The 25,060-nt window shown below is 46.6% G+C and carries 19 protein-coding genes; 10 read left to right on the top strand and 9 right to left on the bottom strand.

The window, feature by feature from the left end:
- Positions 1 to 26: 26 nt before the first annotated feature.
- The 3 genes from ACV7NC_RS02970 to ACV7NC_RS02960 form a co-directional block, all read right to left on the bottom strand.
- Entirely contained in the window at positions 27 to 1,022 is a 996-nt protein-coding gene (locus ACV7NC_RS02970; RefSeq protein WP_458153958.1) for a zinc-binding dehydrogenase, read from the bottom strand.
- Positions 1,023 to 1,083: 61 nt separating this feature from the next.
- Entirely contained in the window at positions 1,084 to 3,270 is a 2,187-nt protein-coding gene (locus ACV7NC_RS02965; protein WP_458153957.1) for a primosomal protein N', read from the bottom strand.
- Between the two features lie 89 nt (positions 3,271 to 3,359).
- The gene (locus ACV7NC_RS02960) at positions 3,360 to 4,625 is read right to left on the bottom strand and encodes an adhesin (RefSeq protein WP_458153956.1); all 1,266 of its coding nucleotides are present in this window, start codon (positions 4,623 to 4,625) and stop codon (positions 3,360 to 3,362) included.
- Between ACV7NC_RS02960 and ACV7NC_RS02955 the strand changes: the two genes are divergently transcribed.
- The 8 genes from ACV7NC_RS02955 to ACV7NC_RS02920 all read left to right on the top strand — a co-directional run bounded on the left by ACV7NC_RS02955 (position 4,618) and on the right by ACV7NC_RS02920 (position 10,152).
- The gene (locus tag ACV7NC_RS02955; RefSeq protein WP_458153955.1) at positions 4,618 to 4,833 is read left to right on the top strand and encodes a hypothetical protein; all 216 of its coding nucleotides are present in this window, start codon (positions 4,618 to 4,620) and stop codon (positions 4,831 to 4,833) included. The two genes, ACV7NC_RS02960 and ACV7NC_RS02955, sit on opposite strands and share 8 nt — an antisense overlap.
- A gap of 154 nt (positions 4,834 to 4,987) precedes the next feature.
- Complete coding sequence (locus tag ACV7NC_RS02950) at positions 4,988 to 6,100, top strand: aromatic ring-hydroxylating oxygenase subunit alpha (RefSeq protein ID WP_458153954.1); 1,113 nt, start codon at positions 4,988 to 4,990, stop codon at positions 6,098 to 6,100.
- A 54-nt stretch (positions 6,101 to 6,154) separates the two neighbouring features.
- The gene (locus ACV7NC_RS02945; protein WP_458154820.1) at positions 6,155 to 7,000 is read left to right on the top strand and encodes a DMT family transporter; all 846 of its coding nucleotides are present in this window, start codon (positions 6,155 to 6,157) and stop codon (positions 6,998 to 7,000) included.
- A gap of 84 nt (positions 7,001 to 7,084) precedes the next feature.
- Positions 7,085 to 7,435 (top strand): STAS/SEC14 domain-containing protein, encoded by a 351-nt coding sequence (locus ACV7NC_RS02940; protein WP_458153953.1) that lies wholly within the window; start codon positions 7,085 to 7,087, stop codon positions 7,433 to 7,435.
- 116 nt (positions 7,436 to 7,551) lie between these two features.
- Positions 7,552 to 8,043 carry a hypothetical protein gene (locus ACV7NC_RS02935; protein ID WP_458153952.1) on the top strand — a complete coding sequence of 164 codons (492 nt, stop codon included), beginning with the start codon at positions 7,552 to 7,554 and terminating at the stop codon, positions 8,041 to 8,043.
- 2 nt (positions 8,044 to 8,045) lie between these two features.
- Positions 8,046 to 8,429 (top strand): SirB2 family protein, encoded by a 384-nt coding sequence (locus tag ACV7NC_RS02930; protein ID WP_458153951.1) that lies wholly within the window; start codon positions 8,046 to 8,048, stop codon positions 8,427 to 8,429.
- Between the two features lie 7 nt (positions 8,430 to 8,436).
- Positions 8,437 to 8,961 (top strand): GNAT family N-acetyltransferase, encoded by a 525-nt coding sequence (locus tag ACV7NC_RS02925; RefSeq protein ID WP_458153950.1) that lies wholly within the window; start codon positions 8,437 to 8,439, stop codon positions 8,959 to 8,961.
- A gap of 393 nt (positions 8,962 to 9,354) precedes the next feature.
- Positions 9,355 to 10,152, top strand: coding sequence for a carbonic anhydrase (locus tag ACV7NC_RS02920; RefSeq protein WP_458153949.1), 798 nt, complete (start codon positions 9,355 to 9,357; stop codon positions 10,150 to 10,152).
- A 137-nt stretch (positions 10,153 to 10,289) separates the two neighbouring features.
- Here the strand turns inward: ACV7NC_RS02920 and ACV7NC_RS02915 are convergent, their stop codons facing one another.
- Positions 10,290 to 12,680, bottom strand: coding sequence for an EAL domain-containing protein (locus ACV7NC_RS02915; RefSeq protein WP_458153948.1), 2,391 nt, complete (start codon positions 12,678 to 12,680; stop codon positions 10,290 to 10,292).
- 497 nt (positions 12,681 to 13,177) lie between these two features.
- On the opposite strand from ACV7NC_RS02915, the gene ftsH reads away from it, so the two are divergent.
- Positions 13,178 to 15,031: an ATP-dependent zinc metalloprotease FtsH gene (gene ftsH / locus ACV7NC_RS02910; protein WP_458153947.1), complete on the top strand. Its 1,854-nt coding sequence runs from the start codon at positions 13,178 to 13,180 to the stop codon at positions 15,029 to 15,031.
- Positions 15,032 to 15,050: 19 nt separating this feature from the next.
- Here the strand turns inward: ftsH and ACV7NC_RS02905 are convergent, their stop codons facing one another.
- From ACV7NC_RS02905 to ACV7NC_RS02895, 3 genes are read right to left on the bottom strand one after another with little or no spacing between them, the layout of a single operon-like run.
- The gene (locus ACV7NC_RS02905) at positions 15,051 to 16,052 is read right to left on the bottom strand and encodes a hypothetical protein (protein WP_458153946.1); all 1,002 of its coding nucleotides are present in this window, start codon (positions 16,050 to 16,052) and stop codon (positions 15,051 to 15,053) included.
- A gap of 24 nt (positions 16,053 to 16,076) precedes the next feature.
- Positions 16,077 to 18,257 (bottom strand): cache domain-containing protein, encoded by a 2,181-nt coding sequence (locus tag ACV7NC_RS02900; RefSeq protein ID WP_458153945.1) that lies wholly within the window; start codon positions 18,255 to 18,257, stop codon positions 16,077 to 16,079.
- Positions 18,254 to 19,354: an ABC transporter substrate-binding protein gene (locus ACV7NC_RS02895; RefSeq protein WP_458153944.1), complete on the bottom strand. Its 1,101-nt coding sequence runs from the start codon at positions 19,352 to 19,354 to the stop codon at positions 18,254 to 18,256. The genes ACV7NC_RS02900 and ACV7NC_RS02895 overlap by 4 nt, the downstream gene beginning before the upstream one ends.
- A gap of 240 nt (positions 19,355 to 19,594) precedes the next feature.
- On the opposite strand from ACV7NC_RS02895, the gene ACV7NC_RS02890 reads away from it, so the two are divergent.
- Positions 19,595 to 20,956 (top strand): esterase, encoded by a 1,362-nt coding sequence (locus ACV7NC_RS02890; RefSeq protein ID WP_458153943.1) that lies wholly within the window; start codon positions 19,595 to 19,597, stop codon positions 20,954 to 20,956.
- A gap of 17 nt (positions 20,957 to 20,973) precedes the next feature.
- Here the strand turns inward: ACV7NC_RS02890 and ACV7NC_RS02885 are convergent, their stop codons facing one another.
- Together ACV7NC_RS02885 and ACV7NC_RS02880 are read right to left on the bottom strand one after the other, a co-directional pair.
- Complete coding sequence (locus ACV7NC_RS02885; RefSeq protein ID WP_458153942.1) at positions 20,974 to 22,254, bottom strand: diguanylate cyclase; 1,281 nt, start codon at positions 22,252 to 22,254, stop codon at positions 20,974 to 20,976.
- Between the two features lie 465 nt (positions 22,255 to 22,719).
- Entirely contained in the window at positions 22,720 to 25,059 is a 2,340-nt protein-coding gene (locus ACV7NC_RS02880; protein WP_458153941.1) for a hypothetical protein, read from the bottom strand.
- Between the last annotated feature and the right edge of the window lies 1 nt (position 25,060).

Genomic DNA, 25,060 nt, shown 5'->3' with positions numbered 1-25,060 from the left:
GCTGGCGAGCGAGCCGTTTCCGCAAACTAGGCAACCAATACCAGTTTTCCAAGCGGATGTTGCTGTTCCAAATAGCGCTGTGCAGCCGCCGCTTGCGCCAATGGGAAACTCTGTGCAATGGCTACGCGCAGTTGCTTGCTGTCAAACAGAGCCGCGCATTGTTGCAATATATCTGCTTGGTGGTGTTTGGCTTCCTGAAGTTCGAGTAATACCGGTGACAGCATCAGTTCGTGACTGAAACGTAGGTTACGTTTACGCGCTTCACTCCAGTCGATCTCTGCCGTGGCTTGCAGTATGGTGACTACATCGCCGTACGGTTTAACGCAGCGGAAACAGCTTTGCAAGACGGCTGGACCGACTGTGTCAAGTGCGATGTCCACGCCTTTTCCGCCAGTCCATCGCAGCACTTCTGCGACGATATCCTGGGTACAATAATTAATGATGCAATCCGCACCCAGGTCTTTGACAAATTGCGCTTTTTTTTCGCTGCTGACGGTGGTGATGACTTGTGCGCCGGCGTGTTTGGCTAACTGGATAGCCGCATGGCCGACGCCGCCGGCACCGGCATGAATTAATACCATTTGATCCCGGGCGATACGCGCGCGATCATGCAATGCTTCCCAAGCCGTAATGAAAACCAAAGGGGCCGCGGCCGCCTGTTCAAATGACAAGGATTGCGGTTTTAATGCCAGTAAGCTGGCATCTATCAGCCCATAGTCGGCGTAAGTGCCTTGGCGATTGTTAAACCCGGGCTGCGAAAAATAAACTTCATCGCCCGGTTTAAATTTATCAACTTTGGCGCCGACCTTTTCCACGACACCGGTGCCATCGCAACCGGGTATGACCGGAAATGTGACCGGAAAACGCTCCGGTGCTGTGCGGATTTTGCAATCGATCGGATTGATGCCGATTGCCTTGATGCGAACTAGCACCTGATCCTCGTTGCAATCACCTGGCGAGGCTATATCTCCGTATTGCAGAACATCGGCTTCGCCACCTTTATGAAAAAATACAGCTTTCATAATTATCTCCAGTAGTTCTCATTTTTGTAAAAGCGTCAAATACCCTATTGTCACTTGACCGCTAAAATTCCACTGGATCGACATCCAAGATCCATCGTACTTTATGGTTCGTTAAGGTATGAATTTGCACGCACCATTCCGTCAAGAATGCCTGCAACTGCTTGCGAGAAGTGGATTGTATCAATAACTGCGCACGTTCCAAACCTTTCAGGCGATGCATCTGTGCCGGGACCGGATCGAATAGTTCAACGGTCTTGGGCGGTTTTGCCAGCTTGATTGCTTGGTGCAGAAAATCCAATACCAGATCGCGTTGATGCGCTTCTCCCCGCAACAATGCTTGAAAAACATAGGGCGGAAATCCTGCAGTCTTTCGTTCTGTCAGCAAGATGTGCGCTAAACCATCGTAATCGTGATGCTGTAGCGCTTGATAGAGCGGGTGATTGGGAAATTCTGTTTGAATCAGCACGGTACCTGGGATTTGGGCGCGTCCGGCACGTCCGGCTACTTGCATCAATTGCGCGAACAAACGTTCACTCGCCCGGTAATCGGTACTAAACAGCGAATTATCGGCATTCAGGATTCCGACCAGCGACAGATTCGGGAAATCATGTCCCTTGGCAAGCAATTGAGTGCCGATCAGGATATCGACTTGTTGTTTATGAATGGCCTGCAACATGTCTCGCCAAGCGAACTTTCGTCGCGTGCTATCACGATCGATCCGCAAAATCCGTGCGGACGGGAACGAGCTTGCGATAGCTTCTTCGACACGTTGCGTCCCTTGTCCGAATGGTGCCAAATCTTGGTTGCCGCAGTCCGGGCAAGCGCGCGGAAACGATTCCTGATGACCGCAATGATGGCAGCTAAGCTGTTTGTCGCGCAAATGAACGACCAGCCGGCTTGAACAACGCTGGCAAGCGGCCGACCAGCCGCAGGATTTACATAGCAGCACTGGTGCATAGCCGCGCCGGTTGATAAAAATCAAACTCTGGTTTTTTTCGATCAAGCATTGATCGATCGCTTTAACCAGGGGTTCGGTTAAACCATCCTGCATTTTGTGAATGCGAGTATCGATCAGATGAATGCGCGGCAACACGGCATTATGACTAGCCCGGGATTGCAAGCGTAACCTCCGGTAGCGGCCATTGAGCGCATTGTAATAACTTTCCAGCGATGGCGTCGCGGAACCCAATATGACCGGAATCGAATGTTGCCGGGCCCGGAAAATCGCCATATCGCGAGCGGAATAGCGTAATCCATCCTGCTGCTTGAACGAGCTGTCTTGTTCCTCGTCGACAATAATTAGCCCAAGGTCGGAAAGCGGCGTAAACACGGCCAATCGCGTGCCAAGGATAATTTTGGCAGTGCCGCTTTGCGCCAGCATCCAGCCCGATAGCCGTTCGCTATCGTTTAATCCGCTATGCAAACTCACGATTGTCGTTGCGGTAAAACGCGAGCGAAAAATTTTCTCCAGTTGTGGCGTTAAATTTATTTCCGGTATCAGCACCAGGGTTTGCTTGCCTTGCATCAGCACCGATTCAATCGTGCGCAAATAGACTTCGGTCTTGCCGCTCCCGGTTACGCCGTGCAGCATCCAGCAATTGAATTGCCCGAGATCGGCAGTAATCGCATTGACAGCCGCCGCTTGTTCCGCGGTCAGGATTGGAATCGGCCCGGCGGCATTCCCAGGTGCTGCCGGGGCTGCTTTTGCCGTGATCCATCCGCGCTGTAGCCACTCCGGCAGCCATTGGTGTGCACGTGGAGAGATTTGTTTAATTTGGGCATCAGTCAGTGCCGTAGATTCTAAAAAAGCGCTGAACAAGCGCCGGGCGATGCGATTCCGTGCCGGAATGCTCGATACATCGATTTGCTTTCCAATGGGCGTGAGTTCGAAGTGTTCGCGGCTTGCCGGCTTTTTCAGTTGAATGGCTTTATTGTGGCGCATTTTGGCGGGCAGGCTATTCAGAATTACCATGCCGAGGGGGTGATGATAATACTGACTGCAAAATTGAAATAATTCCAGCAAGCTGGCGGGTAACGGTTTGGTTTCTCTAAAGATGCAATATGCCGGTTTGAGCTTTCGGGGATCGATTTGTGTAGAAGCGCTGATCGCTATGATGACGCCGATCGTTTTTTTATTGCCGAAGGGTACGCTGACGCGTAAACCGATATCGTTTGGTTCGGCATCGTCGGCTTGATAATCAAACAGCGTGTCGACCGGCACATTGATTGCGACACGAATGATGGACATCAGCGGTTGCAGAGAACGGATTGGGGGTTGCTACTCACCGGAATCCGCTTAAATACCGGTGAGTAATGGTTCAGGAAACAAGCAATAAGTTATTTCGAAACACGGTACAGTGTGGCCGAAGCTTCGCCTGGTTTGTCGAGTTTCGCAGTAGTGCCATCAGAGCTGATCGAGAAACCGATATTACCGTCAACATCAGAGAAACCGGCACAACCGTTAGTGTTATAGGTGAAACTTGAGAGTTTCAAGCTATTGCCGCCTTTGTTAAAGGTATAGGATGAAAACTCAACCCCCGGTTTACTGCATTTTGCCTGATCTTCCCGCTGTGTTTCGCCGGTAGGATCAATCATCAGGAATTTACCATTCGGGAAAAATACCAACGTAGGAGTGTTGATTGCTTCACTATCGTAAGCCCATGCACCGACAATGCCATCGTTTTCATTATCAATTTTTGCATAACGGGTTTCTTTGATCTCTTTCTCGGCGACTTCATTTTCATCGCTTAATTGGATCGGTTTGGCGATATGAAACAGCTCACCGAATACACTGCTTTGTTCACGCGCTCTTTGCACCGTCACGATATCGGAATGAATCAATTCAAAGCCATCGGTACGCAAGCGCCGGGTTGGACCCGGATTTGAAAGTCCAGCTTTGATATTGGTATCCACAGACGGTGTTCCGACCAACTTGAATCCGCGGTTATCAAAATCAACCGCTTTAGCGACACCGTATTCAACACCGGCTTGGAAAACTGTTCTGCCGCCGCAAACCCGGTTTTCGTCGCAAGAATCATCCGGTCTGGCTTCACCGTTCAAATATTCGCCAGAGTTGTCAGAAGCTACTCTCAATACACTGGCGGTTTGATTGCTGTAACTAACCCAGATTTGAGCACTGAGCAGCGCAACACCTTGGGACATGAAGTGATTCCGGGCTTCTTCAACGGTTTTGACATCACCGGTGATGCCTCCTGCTTCCATGATATCTTTTAATTTGGCAGTTTCAGCAAAACTATCCGGATTGGTTTCGAGATCCATAGAGTTTTTCACAGCGGCAGCTGTCTCGGAGGAAATGGAAATACCATTCGAAAGATCACTGTCAGAATCCAGTGATTGCAGCAGGATCAATAGGTTGTGCAATTTGTTGCTGCTATCGCCAGCAAGCTCAATCGGCGTTACGATTTGAGAACCTGGAATGTTTGCGAGTGTCAAACTGCCGAGTTTGAATTCAATTTTATCGCCATGATTGAAGTTAAAAAGACCCTTTTCGTCGGTGATGCCCGATTTTCCGGAAGAAGCATTAAAATTGACACCGGCTACGGGGGAATCAACCAGGATACCGGTTGCCGGACCTGTGGGCATTATCCGCTTTGCGGTTACTGCTGAATTTTGTGACGATGACGATGTTTCGACTGATTTTTCGCCACCGCTATCGCAAGCCGTCAGGCCAACAATGAATGCTGTGGAAAATAAAACTAATCCTGATTTTTTTCTTAATCGGTTTATAGATTTCATTAAGCGGCTCTCTTTTATTGATATTCAATTTCTTGAAATTGATAAATTGGTATAGTGTATTCTTGGAAATTTATATTCTACTATCAAGACTGCTATTATAGCCAAGCATTACGATTTTCGTTCTGTTCTTATAAAAATAGGTTTTAAATTTTTGTCTTTTCGTGTATTTTCGCCGCTAAATTTTATTGGAGGGATATAAGGTATTTTTTATGTCTAACATGGCTGAGATCTCACAACTGACAGAAATGTCAGCCCAGCTTCCCATTGAATGGTACTTGGATCCTAAAATTCTGGAGATTGAAAAACGTTGGCTGTTCGATCAGGGACCGGGTTACGTGGGGCATGAAGTGATGGTACCCAATGTTGGGGATTATTATGTACCGGAATGGATGAATAGCGCGAAAGTGCTGGTACATAATGAACAGGGAATAGAGCTGCTTTCCAATATTTGCCGTCACCGGCAAGCGTTATTGTTGAAAGGAAGAAGCAATACCCGGAATATTGTATGTCCAATTCACCGCTGGACTTATGCGCTTGATGGAAAATTGCTCGGAGCGCCGCATTTTGATCGCAATCCTTGTTTAAATCTGGACAAAACTCCGTTACAACGCTGGAATGGGTTGTTGTTTAACGGCAAACGCAATGTCGATAAAGATTTGTCGAATCTGAGTCCGCTTGTGCTCAGGGATTTTGATTTTTCCGGTTATGTATTGGATCGCGTCAAGGTCGATCAATATCCATGTAACTGGAAAACGTTCATCGAAGTGTACTTGGAAGACTACCACGTGGATCCGTTTCATCCGGGATTGGGTCATTTCGTGAATACCAAGGAACTCAAATGGGAATTCGGCGATTGGTATAGTGTACAAACCATTGCGATCGATGACGCACGCTTGCAAAAACCAGGGAGTCCGGTTTATGCGGCATGGCATCAGCAGGTATTGCAGCAAACGGAAGGCGCGATGCCGCCGCATGGTGCGATATGGTTTCTGTATTATCCCAATATTATGCTGGAATGGTATCCGCAAACGCTGGTCATCAGTACGATATTACCGACGGGTGTTGAAAGTTGCATGAATGTTGTTGAATTTTACTATCCGGAAGACATCGTGCTGTTCGAGCGCGAATTTGTAGAGGCGGAACAAGCAGCTTACAAGGAAACAGCGCGTGAAGACGATGAAATTTGCCGGCTGATGACTGCAGGCCGGCGTGCTTTATATCATCAGCATCTCAATGAAACAGGGCCTTACCAGATTCCGATGGAAACTGGAATGGAGCATTTTCATCAATTTTTGCGGCGTGAAATCGGGTCGCATATTTGATCCCGGTTAACAATAATTTTGCATTTAAAACAAACTCAGTATGCTTCCATGTGGATGCTGGTAGCAGCATTCATGTTCGCCGGTATGGGAGTGCTTGTTAAATTAAGCGCTTCTTATTTTTCCAGTATCGAGCTGGTTTTTTATCGCTCGGCGTTCGGCGTTTGGATAACTTACTGGATCATCCGGTATTATCGATTATCGGTGCGCACGCCTCATTGGCGGATGCATTTTCGCCGCAGTATTACGGGTTTGGTCAGTTTGCTCATGTTTTTTTATTGTTTAACGCAACTGCCGCTGGCAACCGCTATTTCGCTTAATTACACCTGGCCCCTTTTTGCGGCATTCTTATCGACGTTTGTTCTGAAAGAACATTTTCACTGGTCTCTGGTTTGGGCAGTATTGTTGGGTTTTGTCGGTGTCATTTTGCTACTGCGGCCTAGTTTGCCCGAAGATCAATGGTTTGCCGGTTTAATGGGTATTGCTTCCGGTTTTTTTGGCGCATTGGCTTATATGCACGTGAAGCAGCTGGGGCGCCTGGGAGAGTCCGAATGGCATGTGGTGTTTTACTTTACCTTGATCAGTACCTTGATTACCGGCGTATGGTTGTTGTTCACCAATTTCAGTCCGATTTCTTGGGATGGTTTTTTGTTGCTACTTGGTACCGGTGTCACTGCTACACTGGCGCAGTTAGCCATGACACGCGCGTATCATCGGGGTGCTACGCTGGTGGTATCCTCGCTTGGATACAGCACCGTGTTGTTTGCGTGTATTTGGGGAATTTTACTATGGAATGAAATTTTGCCACCCATTGCATGGCTTGGAATGGGGTTGATCATTCTAGGCGGATTGCTAAGCGGGATCTTAGGATTCAGACAACTGCCGGTTGTTGCGCAGAAGTAACTTTGATACCGCTTCTGCATTGCGAAATTTGCACCAAACTGCCGAATTGCCTATGATGAAGCTGTTATCACGAAAGGGGGAGCCATGATTACGATTCAGAAGAAGGACAATCTCGTCATTGTTGCGATTATCGGTGAATTTACGCTGACTGACTATCACGAATTCGAACAACAAGTATTATATAAATCGCACTTTGACGGCAAAGCGAACCTATTATTTGACTGGCGCGACATGCTCAGTTACACAGTCGATGTTGCTTGGGAAGAGGTTAAATTCATGCGCGATCACGGCAGTGAATTTAACCGGGTTGCGGTCGTGACGGATGATGAGTGGCAAACTTGGGGGGCTTGGGTGTTTAATCTGTTTGTCAATGCCAATGTGGCAGCATTCCATGACTATGATGAAGCTGAGGCGTGGGTTGCTTCTAGCGAATAGCGCTAGCGAGCATTGCAATGCACGATAGTCACACAAAAATCCATTATAGCTTTTGATTGAGCGGATCATTCGTTTTGGGATAATCCTGAAGTTGGGAAAAACAGCAAGTAAATCTTATGGATGAATTGGTTATTGCCAGAGCAGTGCATGTGCTGGGTGTCGTTTTTTGGATAGGTGGTGTTGCAATGGTGACAACGGTGCTGTTGCCGACACTCGCGGGTATGCAATCCGTTGCCGAGGCGGTGAAATTTTTTTCCAGATTCCGTCAGCGGTTTGCAGCGCAAGCGCGAATCTCCACGCTGCTTGTCGGAATTAGCGGTTTCTACATGATTTATGCTCTGGATATCTGGCAAAGGTTTACGCAATGGCAGTACTGGTGGATGCATGCGATGGTGCTGGTTTGGCTGTTTTTCAGTGTAATGTTGTTTGTTATGGAACCGCGCAGTCGCCGTCAGGCAACTGCTTCATCACAGCTTCCGGAACGGACAGAGGTGAGTTCTGACGTATTTGTAAGAATTCAACGTAAGCATTTGTTTTTGTTGATTGTGAGCTTGTTGACCATTGCCGGTGCTGTGGCGGGCAGTCATGGCTGGTTGATCGGATTTTGATCATGGATTACGCACTCCTGAAAATGATTCATGTCAGTAGCGTAATTTTAAGTTTCTCACTGTTTTTCCTGCGCGGTATTTGGTTGATTCGGGATTCGGAGAATCTTCGTCAACGTTGGGTAAAAATCCTACCGCATATCATTGATACCGTGTTATTAGCCAGTGCGATCTTGCTGGCAGTAACTATTCAGCAAAACCCGCTCGAACATGGCTGGCTGACTGCCAAAGTTGCGGGATTGTTGTTGTACATCGGGTTGGGAATGATCACCATGCGCTTTGGAAAAACCCGGAAAATCAGAATTCTCGCCTGGGTAAGCGCGCAATGTGTATTTGCCTACATCGTATTGGTTGCATTGACCAAAAGCCCGGCATTAGGAATCGGTTAGCGACAACTTGAAAGTTAGTCTCGATCTAGCCACCCTTCGAGTGGAAAAAGCCGCATTTCATCATGCACAAGCAATCAGTGATTTAATCAATTTGACGTATCGCGGCACCGATGGCTGGACTACAGAAGCGGCGATTATCCAAGGCGATCGTACCAATCGGCAGGAAATCGAAGCAGCGCTTCGTAATCCGGATGCCTGTTTTCTCATCGTGCAATTTTCCCAGCGATTGGCTTCCTGTATTTACGTCGCACGGGAAAAGGAACACGCTTTTATCGGTTTTTTTGCAGTACATCCGAGTCTTCAACAACAAGGGCTCGGAAAATTCATGCTTGCACAGGCAGAAGCGTTCGCTTGCCGTTCTCGGGGAGTGCAGAAGTTAGTGATGTTTGTCATATCGCAGCGTCCTGAGCTGATTGCGTTTTATCACCGCCGCGGTTATCGCAGCACTGGCCGGGTCGAAGCTTACCCGTCGTTTCTCGGTATCCCGAAAATTGCAGATTTAACCATTGAATTTCTTGAGAAAATTGTTTAACTAATCAAGATTGCCAATTGATCTGTATAAGTATTTACACGTATATCATTCTTTCAATTTTTAGTTAGAATCCTGCTGAGTAATTTTTCAATTGCTCGAAATGTTTAAGGGATGATCAATTTTTGATGAGGATGCCATGCTTTTGAAAATTATTTTAGTCGCAATTTTAAGTCTCAGCATGTCCTGTTTCGGCGAAGCAGGTAGTAATAAAACGAAATTACCCACCGATGAAAAATCTACAGTAGCGACTCCTCCGCCAGGTACATCAACTCCCAAGGAAAGTTCTAGATCTTTACCGGCAGTAGGTTCGGATAAAAAACCCTCAATGGTCGATTATTGTAAGAAACATACCTGTTGATTTACGAATGATCTAACTAGGATAGGAGCTAATCGATGATAAATAAAACATACGGCCGTCTGATCGCGATGATGGTTACTTGTTATGTAACGGTGGTTGTTGCTGCACCTCATTGGGATCACGAAGAACAAGAAAAATGGGGAGCAATTGAAGATCCATCTCAAACCGTTATTCCTCTAAATTATCCTTATGCGGAATGCAGTATCGGCGCGCATCAATCCCCCGTTGATTTTGCTGAAGCGAGAATTGATAACACAAGGAAGTTAAATGATCTTGAGGTTTGGTATGATGTCGATAAACCGGTTTTTTATAATACCGGACATGCGATTCAGGTAAATACTTCGCCTGACTATAAGGGCGAATTGAAAATCGGTGAAGAATCTTTTCCTTTGATTCAGCTTCATTTTCATGAGCCCAGTGAACATGCGGTGGGAGGAGTAAAGTTTCCAGCCGAATTGCATTTTGTACATGTCGGTCAGGATGGTAGACTGGTTGTTCTGGGAGTTGCGATAAACGTTGGTGAAGAAAATCCAACCATGCAAACGATCTTGAGCAATATGCCGGCGACCGGGGGGGAACAGAATCCCAATACTGGCGGCATTCAGATAGATCCGGCATCGCTGCTGCCCTCGATACATCACCAGTCATTTGATTACTTGTCGTTAGCGGGTTCTTTGACAACACCGCCTTGTAGCGAAGGGGTGCAGTGGTATCTGATGATGGATCCAATATCAATTTCTGCGGCACAACTGGAGCAGTTAAAAGGATTCTATACCGGCAATGCAAGAGAGCCTCAGAATCTGAATGGTCGAGTTGTTTCTTCAACTAAATGATTTTTAAACGATCCGGTATAACCCACGCTTAGCTGATGATGGCGTAAGCGTGACCGGCGCATGTTTTGATAGTGAAATCCCGATAACCTTTTCTATCTTGCCGATGCAATTAATTAAAACGGAATTACGTGAATGGGTCAGATCGATCTCCGATCATCTGATATTGGTGTGTTGGTGTTAAACGCACTTGGTTCCGCAACCCAATAACCCTGCGCGTAATCAACACCGATATTTTCCAAGGCCTGCAGTGTTTGACCGTTTTCGACCCAAACAGCGATAGTCTTGAGACGCATCACATGACCGATGTGATGGATCGATTCCACCATGGCTTGGTTAACCGGATCTGTCGTGATGTTCTTGATTAATCGCCCGTCAATTTTCAGGTAGTCTAATGGAATATTCTTTAACAGATTGAACGATGAAAGGTTGCCGCTAAAATCGTCGATGGAAAAACGGCATCCTAAATCCTTCAAAGCGGTGACGAACCGTACTACATGATTGATATCGGTTAATGCAGCCTGCTCGCTAACCTCAAAACAGATGCACGCTGAATTGACTTGGCTGGTTTTGATAGTGCGGATGGTGAAATCCAGAAACTCTGCATCTTCAAGGGCACGCGCTGAGATATTGATGGTATAAACGGTGTTGGATTGAACGGCAGTATGCCTCTTAATCAATTGCAGTGATTGTTTTACGACCCAGCGATCAATCAGCAGCATCTGGTCGTGACGGTCAGCAGCTGGAAGGAATGCTCCAGGAACTAGGAATTGACCATGTTCATCTTTTAACCGCAGCAATATTTCGCCATGTTGTTCGTGATCTCCATTCGTAGTTATTAACCGGATCGGTTGATAAAAAAGACAGAAGCGCTGCTCCGCGAGCGCTTGCTGAATGCGTGGAACCCATTGTGATTCACTGGATTCCTGCTGCGATTCGCTTGCCTGATACACATGTACACGGTTGCGTCCTTGCTCTTTGGCTGCATAGCAGGCGCTATCCGCAGCATTCAATGCCTGCGTCAATCCCTGATTAGACGATGTGATCGGAAATAGCCCAATGCTGACACCGATGGTGAATGTCTGTCCTTGCCACTGAAAGCGAAAATTCTGCACCAATTCCCGTAGTATGTTCGCGACTTGCAAGGCTTCGTGTTGCGGACAGTGCTCCAGAATGATGCCGAATTCATCTCCGCCTAAGCGCGCGAGGGTATCCCGCGTCCGTAATTTTGCGTGGAGTAACGCCTTGATTTGACGCAATAATTCGTCACCGGCGCTATGCCCGCAGGTATCATTGATAATTTTGAATTGATCCAGATCCAGATACAGTAACGCGTGCGTATCATTTTTGCGGGTCGATTTTAATATCTTACTAAGCCGGGTTTCGAATTCTTTGCGGTTGAGCAAACCGGTCAGAGAGTCATGTGCTGCTTGATAAGCAAGCTTTTGAGTCAGCTTGCGCTGTTCCGTTACGTCGCGAAACGTTAAAACCGTGCCGATAATTTGATTTTCGTTATTGCGGATCGGCGCTACGGCATAATCGATGATCCACTCTTTTTGGTCTCGGCGGATCAGCAGACATTCGTGATGGATAGCTGCATTTCCAGTTCCATTGAAATGTTCGTCCAGTGGATCAGCAACCGGCTCCCGTGTAACTGGATTTACAATATTTAGTACTTGTTGCAATGAAGCGTTTTGTGCGTCTTGATGACTCCAGCCGGTAAAAATTTCGGCTATAGGATTTAAGAAAGTGATTTTTCCGGCAGAATCTGTTGTAATAACCGCGTCTCCAATGCTTGCCAAAGTGACCTGAAACAATTCCTTTTCCTGATGCAGGATATTATTGGCGGTGGTAAGCGCTTCGGTACGCTCGGTTACGCGGTGTTCCAAATCATTCTTGGTCTGAATCAGGCGTTTCAGTAGATCGAAATTATCAAAGCGAAGTTTCAATGAATCGACCATCGTTTGATACAAGCGATAGGAGATACTGCCCATCGCAGCGACGAACAGCAGAAATGTCAGTGCAACGACCATCTGGGTTTCAGTTTCATGCGTCATGACTTGGTAAGAAAATGGCAACACAACCGGCACCGAGAAAATCAAGAATGCGCCCTTATAGTATGAGAGGGTAGCCATTGCGCCTGCAATCATTCCGGCCAACAAATACGCTAAGAAGAATTGATGCGTTTCACTGTCGCTTACAAAAAAAATACCACCGGCAGTTCCCCAAAGCAAACCCGACAGTCCTACACCGATCATGAACCATCGTCCCCAGCGGGCCGCATCCGTTATTCGCGGTTTAATTCGAAAATATGACCGGATGAGTAGAAATCTGGCTGAAGTGAGCAGGTAAATAGCTGAGAGCCAGATGAGCAGCCATTCTTTGGCAACATAATTCCAGTAGACATACGCTGATGCAGTCGCAACGATTAAGGTAACAACCAATGCTTTAGGAGCTTGCTGGTAAAGCAGTTTAACTTGTTCGGTTAATAGCGCATAAGACTGATTGGATGGAGGCGGATGGGAATTCACATTATTGTTATCGGGGTTAAATGGTTTGTGATTTGATTAATACGGATGAACATGCAAGTTGTTTAGGCATAAACAGTTAACAGGTCATTGAAAAACTATCTGCGTTGCCGCTACGGTGTTAAAAACAAGCTCAAAATGCTCATTTATACCGCATAACCTGCGCTTTTTCGCCTGTTTTTGCCTTGTATCGGCTGCCTCGAAAACGTTTTTCAAAGGCCTGTTAAACTCAGGAAAACAATCCCAAACCGTATATCATATGAATCAATCGAACAATTAAGATCCTTTTGGTTGTTGAAGTCGCTAAGCTGCCGCCTTCAGAGTATGCTTATTCTGTTTTATTATGAGCAAAAATCCGGTTTTTTTGGGTTGTAAGAAAATTCCTATTTATTGGACGAAAATTATACTTAATATTCTTTTTAAGTAAAACCATCTTGAATAGAGAGAATTGGTTAATCGTATGTATTTAGTGCGCATAGATCATAATTGGAGGGAGATTTATGGACAAAAAAACGCATCTTAACTTCTGGTTCGTCATCGTGGCATTATTGAGCTTGTTGATGATTCAAAATTTTTATCAACGCTATACACAGATTGAACCAATACCTTATAGCCGCTTCCAGCATTTGTTGGAACAAGGCCAAATTGCGGAAATTGCCATCACTGAGAATCAAATCATTGGTACGCTCAAGGAAAAAAATGCCGATGGCTTTAAAGAATTTGTAACAACCAGAGTCGATCCTGAATTTGCCGAAATGCTGGATAAGTATCACGTCGTATATACCGGCGTTGTACAAAGTACCTGGTTACGGGATTTGCTTTCCTGGATTGTCCCGACTGCGATATTTATTGGGATTTGGTTGTTTTTTATTCGCCGGATGGGGAGTGGCATGGGCAGCGGTCTGATGTCGATCGGTAAAAGCCGCGCCAAGGTTTTTGTCGAGAAAGAAACCAAAGTGACATTTGACGATGTTGCCGGAGTGGATGAAGCAAAAGATGAACTGGTGGAAATCATTAATTTCCTCAAGAATCCTATAGATTATGGGCGCTTGGGAGGGCGGGTGCCGAAAGGTATTTTATTGGTAGGGCCGCCGGGTACCGGTAAAACGTTATTGGCGCGAGCTGTTGCAGGCGAAGCAGGTGTACCGTTTTTTTCTATTTCCGGTTCAGAATTTGTGGAAATGTTTGTCGGTGTCGGTGCCGCCAGGGTGCGCGATTTGTTTGAACAAGCGCGGCAAATGGCGCCAGCCATCATATTTATTGACGAGCTGGATGCTTTGGGTCGAGCCCGTGGTGCTTATGGAGGGTTAGGTGGCGGGCATGACGAAAAAGAACAGACATTGAATCAATTGCTGGCGGAACTGGATGGTTTTGATTCGAGTAGCGGTATTGTATTGCTGGCAGCGACCAATCGTCCGGAAATTCTGGATCCGGCATTGCTGCGGGCAGGGCGGTTTGACCGGCAGGTATTGGTGGATCGTCCGGATAAAACCGGGCGCGAGCAAATTCTTGCGGTACATATCAAAAAGATAAAACTGTATAACGATGTCAAAACCGAACAGATAGCCGCGTTAACTCCGGGTTTTACCGGCGCTGACTTGGCGAATCTGGTTAACGAAGCAGCATTGCTTGCGACTCGTCGCGCGGCGCCGGCGGTTACGATGGCGGATTTTAATAATGCGATTGAGCGGATTGTTGCCGGTCTCGAGAAGCGGAACCGGCTATTGAATCCCGATGAGCGGCGTGTCGTAGCGTTTCACGAATTGGGACACGCGATGGTAGCTTTAGCGTTGCCTGGCAGCGGTGAAGTCCATAAGGTGTCGATCATACCCCGAGGCGTTGGGGCGTTGGGTTACACCATACAACGCCCGACGGAAGATCGCTATTTAATGACGCGAATGGAATTGTTGAACAAAATGGCAGTACTACTTGGCGGCCGTGCAGCCGAGCAGGTCGTGTGTCATGAGGTCTCGACGGGCGCGGCAGATGACCTGGTTCGCGCAACCGATATCGCCCGTGCGATGGTGTTACGTTATGGCATGAGTGAAGCATTGGGCAACGTGGCCTACGATCGGGAACAATCCGCTTTTTTGCAACCAAGTATTTCGTTTCCGCAAAACCGGAACTATAGCGAGGAAACAGCCAATAAAATCGATATTGCAGTAAGAATGTTGGTTGATCAGGCCTTGGAGCGCGCCATTGGCATTCTTCAAAATAATCGAAGCTTACTTGAGCGGACAGCCGAAGAATTATTAAAAACGGAAACGCTCAATCAACCGGAGCTTATCAAGCTAAAACAGGCTATTGCGGTCAACGCGCAGCCACATCGCGTATCCGGTAACCCGGCAGGATGATGGACAACTAGCTCCGATTTTATTCTTCATCGATCGGTTTTCGCTGAATTTCGGTGACGGGTAGCGTATCTTTCAAAATCAGGTCAATTTTTTGGCTGAGTTCTTCTGTCGTTGCTCCGCTATTGATAATTTGTTGAAGTGTAACCAGGTTGGATGCCATGTGCATTTTTTCCTGATTGTGTTGCGCGGTAAAATCGTTTTGTAATGCCTTTTTCTTATTGGTCATTTGATCCCGCGGGCTGCCAGTGAAGAGCGAACGGACGGTTTCAACGATCCGGCTTAATACCGTATGCGTCAAATCTGCTGAGAACCCTCCCAGCATTGCGAGCAATGGCCTGATGATGCCCTTCTCCAGAAAAGGGGTCTCGCTTAAATGCTTACTGAAATATGCTTCGGAAACCATAATGGCAAGAATCAGACCGGCGATTAAACCTAAAAAAAATTGTATCCAATAAGAAGCGTGATAGGTCGGATCGAAGGTTCCATTCGCGATATAGGTGTTGGCTTTATAAAGCGCGGCAAAAGAAGCTCCCAAGCCGGCGGCGGAAAGATAAAACATCAAATTCAGCAATAACTCATAGCCGTCTTGCATCATGATGTTACCGCTGTCGTGACTGACTTCTTCGGTTAGTGAAAGTCCAATGAACAAAATTAACGAAACGATTGCCGCGATCATCATCTGGCGGATCAGTGATACCGGTCCCAGGAATTTTAAGAAGCCCGCAACGCCTTGTTCGATATCCAGCAATAAAATCGTTTTGGGCTTTGCTGGCTCGACAATTTTAGCCAGCGCGCAATGCGCTGCCAGTAGCTCGCCAATATCCAAATCGAGGCGTATGTTGATAGGGTCGTTTAACCCCTGTTCCTGTTGAATCGTGAATGCATCGATCGTCCGTATTACCGATTCCGGGACTGTTTTGCCATTCGCTAACGCGTATTCCGCCATTGCACGAGCTTCCCGGTACAGTTGATAGCGGATATTATTTTGCTTATAAGGATCGAACGATTTCGAATCTTCCATGCGTGCTCCCAGCTTCCTGTGGAATTAAGAAAAGAGAATGGCGGTAATCAAAAAAATCCATAACAACAAAACCGGCCAATAAATCAATTTGGGGATGAAATTATCCTTGAATGCCAATATCCGCAAAGGTGGATCATAAGAGAATAATACCGTGTTGACAGTGACCATTAAGATCGTGACATAGGAAACCAGATAAAAATATTCAAGGTACACGATAGTATTGACAGCCAGTTCATCTCTTAATTGGACATGCATGATCAATAAAATGAAGAAAAGCGCTGAACAGGCTGCGATCACCGCAGATACGTTAAAACCGGTGATCGTTAAGTTGGATTCTTGTTTTGATATCGTCAGCACAATTCCATAGAGCATCAACAATACAACCGCCAGGGGAAATAAATGCGCAATGAATGGATTTAAAATATTACGGGAAATCTCGATATTGAAATAGAGTTCCGGCATCTTATCGTGGCTGGTAAAACGGGTATTGCCAAAATTGCTGTTATATTTGTTGATGCGGATGTCGAAATAGGCGCGCGATAAATTCCATTCCGATAAAACGAAATCTTGCTCAATTCCAGGCAAGGTGCTTGGATTAAGACTGTCAAATGCTTTAAAGTCGGGCACGAGAATAATGTTTTTGGTGAATTCTTTATGCCATAAACGGATCCAGAGGAATTGCCTGTCAAAAGGATAGCCTCGATAGTCGAAGGTTTCTCTTAAGGTTGCTTCGAAATACCAACCCTTGACGATCTCGTGATTTTCTTCATGGGTATAGGCTTCGGTAATCGTGGATTCGATGGCTTCAGGAAAAATGACACCATGGTCAATGGGTTCTTCATAGTTCTTGGGGTAACGTTGCCAGACATAGCCGGATACGGCAGTATTGCTGGCATTCAAAAATTCGATGGATTGAATGAATAGGCCGGTCGGTACAAAAAAAGGCGGGTGCTTGGATTCATTGAGCGTGCTAATGGAATAATCATTTTGAAATTGCTCAACGATTGCCCGGTTGGATAAAGTCATCGAGTTGTATTGTACGGGGGGCGCGGCGTAATATTCATTGATCCAGATCGCGATAATACCCAGCGTCAGCAAAAGGGAAAAGACGAAAGCATGACGCAATAAATGTGTAACCGTGCGTTGATGGTTGACCAGCGCTATCCAGCTGTAAATCATCAGTAGCAGAACCACTGTCGTCAGTATCCAGTAATGAATATCGGATTTATGGATGATCGGATGGTCTGGTTGGTTATGAAACAAATTCTTTTTGCTGAGCTCGGTATTCATGACGGTGAGCACGTACCAGCCGGTTTCACCGATTGGAAATTTATGTAGCCATGCGGATCGTCCGGTCAATTCATTGATTCCGGGTGAACCCGTGGAAAAGTTTGCTAGATAGGATGATGAAATGGGTTGCTCTAGCTCGCGAATTGTTTTTTTAGGTCCTTTAAGGCCATGATAAATAACTTGTCCGTTATCGTTGACTATCATGGCATAGCCGTTATCACCTAAATCATGATTTTCAATATGGTGCCGGAACCACTCGAGTCCGATATCCAGGAATACGACGCCCTTTTTTAAATGATCCGATTGTGCCTGTGAACGTAACGGTATCACATACTTTACAGTAATCTGTTGATAAGCCATGTCATAATAGGGCCTAAGCCATCCACTTCTTCCAGTGGATGCATGTTGAAACCAGCTTTGTGTGTTGGAATCGTGATTGCCGTATGTGGCTTTACCCGTATAGTCATAGTACTGATCAAGGCGGTCCAGTTGATAGCTTGTTGCAGTTTGGCGGAGAAACGGTGCAAACAGACGCAACTGTGGACTGATTTGGTAAAGATCAAATGCGACGCCCAGCGCATGGAAGCCGGTATGGTTAAGCGCAGATTTTCTTAGTGTTAATTCAATCGTTTCTTGATCAAGAAGCACTTCGGTCAAATTTACTGCCAGTGTATCCGCAGCAACAATGAGCTCATTCAAATGATTATGTAACGAGTACGCAATCTTCTCTGTCGTTAAAATGGCCTGCTGCTCGGACATATACAAGGTGTTGCGGGATTTTTGCATTAGGTCGAGGCTGGACCAGATAAACACGCAAAAAACGATCACTGTTCCGGCACCCAGCAGGATTCTCAGCCACGTGCTTGTGTCCCTGCTAAAAGGGAAAGTGCGGGCGAAATGCTCAAGATCGTTCAATGATTTGCTCCGTTTGAGCGGACTTCTTGCCACTTTCTCGAATGATCTAAGTGTGTTAACCAAATGAGATCACTGGCCTGATGATCCGTGACATCAAACGACAACATGCCGAAATCTTCCAGGTAAAAAGTGTCCAATGCATGGAGTGCGGTTTTTAATTCCTCACTGGTTATTTCGCCATCGATTTTTTCCATTGCTTTTACCAGTACCTGCGCCGAGAAATAACCTTCTCGCCATATAAAACCCGCGGTGTTGTTATCCTCCATAGCCGGCTTTGTTGCTGGAGGAACAACTTGGGTCATATAAATTCGGCCGTAAATGCCGCCAAGCGCATCGGACAGTAATGAAGCGCCGGCAAACGACAAATTATAAAAACGGGTATTGGGTAAAATCCGATGTGTGAAGCGAATAAATTGGGCAATCGGCTGATAAGCGCCCACGATGATGATGGCTTCAGGTTCCGGTTTGGCCTGAACCAGCGCTTCGATCGCACGCTGGATGGCCAAAGTATTCCGAGGGTAACGAGTTACCAGCAATTGATCACTGTGGTTAAAACCGAGTTTCTCCAGTGCGGCTTTGGTAATTTCAAAACCCGTTTGTCCGAGAGAGTCATCTTGCAGGAAAAGCGCGATCCGCTGGGGGGCAATGCCTCGGCTGACAATATCACGCACAATCACTTCCATTTCCTGCCGGTAGCTGGCGCGAAAGTTGAATATATAGGGATCCGGTGGTGTTTTGCGAAGCAGATCGGCGCCAGTAAAAGCACCATAGAAAACTACTCCGCGCGAATTTGCCAAAGGTGCGGATATTGCTGCGGTCGGAGTCCCGGCATTGCCGACGATTGCAATGACTTTTTGTTGATCGATCAATTGCAAGGTATTGGTGCGGACATTATCGGGTTCATAGCCATCATCCAGTACCGTCAAATTGATTTTGCGTCCCCGGATGCCGCCGCGCCGATTGGTCTCGTCAAAAAAGGCATTCATTCCCTGATACATCGCTTGCCCCAGCAATTGATTGGGACCGCTGAGCGTAGTGCTCATCCCGAGTTCGATGGTGTCCGCCCTTACCAAGCTGACCAAGATCAGCGAGATCATGCCTATGACACCGCTTATGCATAGGCAGCGATTAGGATGCATGATATTGTTCCAGATTAACCATAAAATCAGATTGTTATTATGAATCTATGACTGGCAAGAGTGTTGTTATCGTGTCTTTCGATATCATCGAAATTGCGTTCGCAGCAGATGATATATGCTTTGATCAATTAGTTAAATGGTTTTATTATAGTTCTTTAGTATAGAGATCTATTAAGTAAACTGTTTGTAAAGGAAAATATGGGAACAGCCAGTTGCAGATTTTTATTGATCGTCGCCGCGGTAATACCAATTCTTCTCGTGATTGGTCATGCGCCTGATGGAATTTACCGCACTGAATATTCATTATGTATCGTTGATACCGGCAATCATTGCGATCAGCATAACGTGCAATGGCATAACAAGGGTAACGACGACGAATATTTGCTTGGATTTGTCGAAATCAACGATCAAGGGCAAATGCGCGATCGCGCGCAAATGGCTGCGATTCTGGATCATTATTACACGGTTGCGGCGCGAGATAGTTTGCTGATTACTGTATATGTGCATGGTTGGCAGCATAATGCATCGCCCGATGATTTGAACGTCGCAAGTTTTTCCGGATATTTGAAAAAACTCGGTCTGGTGGAAGCGGATCTGGCTAAACGGCAGAATCGGCCGCCGCGCAAGATCGCCGGGGTTTATGTCGGATGGCGCGGTCAATCGATTGAGATCCCCGGATTCAATTTGTTCACTTTTTGGGAGCGCAAAAGTACCGCATTGGATGTTGGCTATTTGGGAATTACCGAATTGTTTTTGAAGCTGGAAGAAATCAGCAACGTCCGTAACAGTTGGAGTCCGCCGGTTAAAAGCCGCCTTATCCTCATGGGGCATAGCTTCGGTGGTCAGGCTGTATATGGGGCAACGGCTCAAATTCTCGCCAGCCGCTTTATCGATAGCCGCGAACACAAAGCCGTTCAGGACGATGCCAAAGGTTTTGGCGATTTGGTGGTATTGTTCAATCCGGCTTTTGAAGCATTGCGTTATTTACCGTTGTACGATCTTTCCAATAGCCGCTGCAGCTACTTTGAGAGTCAGCGTCCGCGATTGGCGATACTGACCTCGGAGACCGACTACGCCACGAAATTGTCTTTCCCTGCCGGACGATATATGTCGACCTTATTTGAATCGTATGACACCATCGATCGTACTTTTTGCAGCGGAAAGCACAAACTCGGACTGGTATTGGATGAAGGCGATGCTGATCGGACCACGGTGGGGCATTTTGATCCTCTGATCAGTCATGAATTGACACCGGTTCTAAAAGCCGAATCGCTCTCGATCGAGGCATACGACAATATTGATAATGTGTGGGGATTGCAGGTTCCTGGCGCAACGACAATTTACGGACGTACTGCATTAAAACATTTAAATCGCACGGAACCGAGAAATCCGTATTTGAATATTCGTGTCAGTACCGAACTGATTGCGGATCATGGCGATATCTGGCGAGATGAAGTACAGGAGTTCATTCGTTTGCTGGTGGTACTGGCGGCGCATGATGAAGCGCTAGATGAAGCTGCGCGGTTGCCGGTAGAAGACATTAGCAGGGTCTCGGATTAGCCCGGAGCAGTTGTCATCTATAGATAATGCGAAACTACAAGATTACCGCCTCGTAATTTCGCTTGACGAGCAGCTTCGGCAGCAGCATTCAATAACTCTGAAAATTCCGCCTTAAGGTTCTGGCGTAATTCAGTAACGCCGAAACTGGTGGAAATATCGAGACCCGCCGGTTGTTTTTTTTCAATATAACTTCGTATTTTCTCCGAGATGATCAGGGCATTCGAAATATCACAATGTGACAGGAGCAGAACGAATTCGTCCTCGCCATAGCGCACTGCGATATCTTCCTTGCGGATCGTTCGCAAGATGGTTGCTGCTATTTCCTTGAGCACGCTATCACCGTGCGCATAACCATGAAATTCATTGATTGTTCTGAATTTATCGATATCGATTACGATCAGACTGAATGCGATGCCATGTCGAGTGGCTTCGCTGAGTCTGGATGGCGCGGTTTCAAGCAGAAATGTGCGATTGTAAAGTCCGGTGAGCTGGTCTTTGAGCGCCAATTCCTGCATTTGATGTTGCTGATCGATAGTTTTATCAAGGAGTTTCTTGCTGGTAATTAGATTATTAACTCGTGTTAATAATTCTTCATGAATGACAGGCTTGCTAACATAGTCATTGACACCGCAGCGCAGTAATTCAATTTTACTCGTTGCGTCATTAAGCACTGAAAATACCAGCAATGGTACAAATTTTTTGTCGTTCTCCAGGTTGCGTATGGTTTTGATAACACTATGACCGTTCAGCTTACCTTTGAGCAATATATCAGTCAGCACCAAATCGTATGAGTGGTCTTGGAAGGCTTGTAATCCTTCTTCGCCGCTGGTGTAATGATCCACGGTATAGCCGCAATCGTTGAGAAACTTGGATGTCGGGTTAGCGGTTGAAAGATTGTCTTCCAGATACAGAATGCGGCCACTCATCGTTTTGTTATATTTCTTCCGTGAGAACTGGGCGGCATAGCTAGTGATTTTATCCAGCTCATGTTTTGCGAATATTTCCGTTACACCGGCTGAGTATGCTTCATCCAGAAGTTTTTTATCTTCATTGGCGGTAATCATGACGAGCGGTATTTGCCGGGTTCTTGAATCCGCACGCATCTGTGACGAGAACATGGCGCCATCCATATCTTGCAGATGGGTCGCGATGAAGACCAGATCAAAGGATCGTTGCTTAAGAAGTGTTAATGCTTCATTGCCGGTTGAAACTTGCTGTGTTCCGAGCCCCCCAGATTCAATTGCGGAAGTTAGAAGTTTTTGATAGGTTCTTGAAGGCTCAACAATCAATCCTTCCATATTCTGGCGCTCCTTTTGCTGGAATGGGTAAGGTGTTAATGAATCGAGGATGTCATCAGTAAAGCGGAGTGTTATAGCGACATATCGATTGTTTTTTTTAGAAAATTCTTAGAAAAAACGGAGTCAGCTGCTAAGTCTCAATTTTTTGATGAAGGTAACCCCATGAGTTCCGATACTCATGCTTTTGATGTGGTACGTGTTTTAGCAGCAGATCGGTGCTGTTGCGTTGATGGCATCGAAATGAAGTTATTGCTCGGCTTATGAACAATGGCATCAGCATTTCCCATATCCATTGCTAATTTCCAAGAGAGTTTACCGGGCCTACCCATGGAAATCGATTCCTAAGAAAGATACAGGCAGTGTGGCGATAATATCTATCAGTAATGCGCTAATCGCCACACACTGCGTGTTGATGTACGGCTTCCACCCGGAAGATTGGTCGCAATGATTCGATAATCTTTACTTTTAACGCGCCATCGGCTTGGAAGCAGGTGTAGGTGTGGAATGCTTTGATGTAACTTCGGTTGGTGGCAGAGGTGATTCGGTTACTGGAGCGGCTGATGTGCCGTTAGTTTTGATAGCTTCCTGTTGCGAAGCTGTGGTTGCAGGGCTGGATTGCATTTCTGCCGGTTGACCGGTGACAGAATCAACACCTTTCGGGAATGCTTGTGTTAATCGATCGAAAACGCCATGCTGCCACAACAGAGTGATCGCTCCCAGCAACGCCAATAAGATGAGATAGAGCTTCCAGGGACGCTGTTTTTCTGCATAAGGATCAGCCAGCGATCTTTGTGCGCCGGGTGGCAAGGTAGCGAGTTTGGTTAATGATGCCCCGAATGGGATATTGATAATGGCACGGGTGTTAACCGCCCAGCCGTTGCCATCAAGCAATGGCGCCAGATTGCGCTTGCGCAACTTAAGATATGCCAATAGCATCGAAGGACCGGAGATCACTAAAATGATGCCCAGGATGGCCAACGGCATTTGCCACCAAGTCAGGCTGATGAAACCTGTCACGATTGATGCAATGGCGGTACCGATGGCGCCGATGGCCAATCCGATGGCGGCAAAAATCCCGGCAAACTTGCCGACATCGAATGGCGCCGCTGGTGGCGGCTTACCGGCATCGGCAGCTTGTGCGGTGCCGCTGATCCCGGCAGTTGCTTGATCTTGCACTGCTTTTTCACGAGCGCTGGCGAATTTCTCCAATTGTTCGCCGATCATTTTGCCGATGCGCTTAAATGGATACCAGAATGATTGCCTTACGCTGATCGGGTGTTCAATGATTTTAACGATGGTGGCATCCCAATCCTGGTTATTGCGGTCATAAAAAATACCGTTGCGTCCGATCATCAGATTGTCTGCATCACCATCGGTAAAAGCCGCGACAATGTTGATTTTCTCACTGCCACCTTTACGCTGGCATTCACAATAAGCGAGGTATGTGCCACTGAGATTGGCCATGCTGCTATGTTTGTTGATGTCGCTGACGCGCAGGCAAAAATCGCAGGTACGGCCGTCGAGATACAAAGAACCTGCGAGAAAAATGGCTTTATTTTGAGCGGTATAAAAATCTCGGAACGATACAAAATTATTCAACAATCGAAATAAATCGCGATGCAAGCGGATGAGTTTCTCGACCGAATAAATGGCATCGACCGTAGCTGCGAGCGATCTGTCTTGCTCTATTAATTGCAACAACTTCTGCTGGTAGCCGCCGCCAAGGATTTCACGCACGCGCTTGATGCCGAGTGGATCAACCAGTCCGCCTTGCTTGGTTTCCAGCCAAGCTTGGTGCGCGGAAAATAGCTGGCACAATTGCCGCCATTGCACAAAGGTAAGTGTGGTTTGATTTCCAAGCAAAGGGTCAACAATCGTTGTCTTGAATTCCGTGATGGCATCGAACCAGGCGGGGTTAATGCCGCTTTCAAGCGGCAGTGATTTATTCGCAGCGATGGTGGCCAGTGGAAGTGTAGCAATTTGCTCGGAATGAGCCGATAAATCAATTTTTGTCAGTGTCTGATATTCAATCAATGCCGGATTAAGCGATTCTGCGGCACGTTGGTCGTATTGGGCTATTTGGCAGCGGGTAAAGTAATCATCAATTTTCGCATGCAAGTGATCCAATAGTTTTTTTGCGGCTACAGTTGACTCACCTAATGGCAAAATGGTTTGCGCATTCTTTTCAGCAATTTGCCACCAACCGGAGTAGGCGCGTGCTTCGGTAAAAAATTGCTCGATTTTTTGCTCGGAAATGCCGGGCTGACCAGAACGATCTATTTCCGAACCAGCACTTTGTATGATTTCTGTAATGACTTGTTGCACATCGGCTTTATCGGCAGAGTTTGCCAGGATGATACCGTCACCATTGAATTGAGTGCTGGCATAAATTTTACTGAGATCGGCGGTGTCTTCGATGGTGATGACCGATTCTCCATTTTTCCCGATGCTTTGCAAAATATGCCTGGCAGACGCCAATATTGTTGCACCTTCAGTTGTGCCGTCGTTGATCGCATCGAGCGGCAAGGATGCGTGGCCGTATAGCAAATCTTCCGGGTTTTTCAACAAAGCGGTTGCCCAGTTTGTGGCTGCGATAATTTCCGGCACACGGATGTGTCCGTCACCATCGGTATCAATGAGTTGCAGCGTTCTGGCGTCAAATTCGAGATTGTTGACTGGGCAACTCAATGCCGCCCATAGCTTGGGATCCAATTCACCGAGTGCTTTCAAATCGGCTGCGGTGTCCAGCCGTACTTGATCAAAGCCGCCGGAGCGGAAGAAACGCCATTTATGTGAGAAATTCATA

The organism is Nitrosomonas limosa, assembly GCF_054188085.1.
Note: the sequence above shows the minus strand (reverse complement) of the source record. Positions and strands in the feature narration are given on the sequence as shown.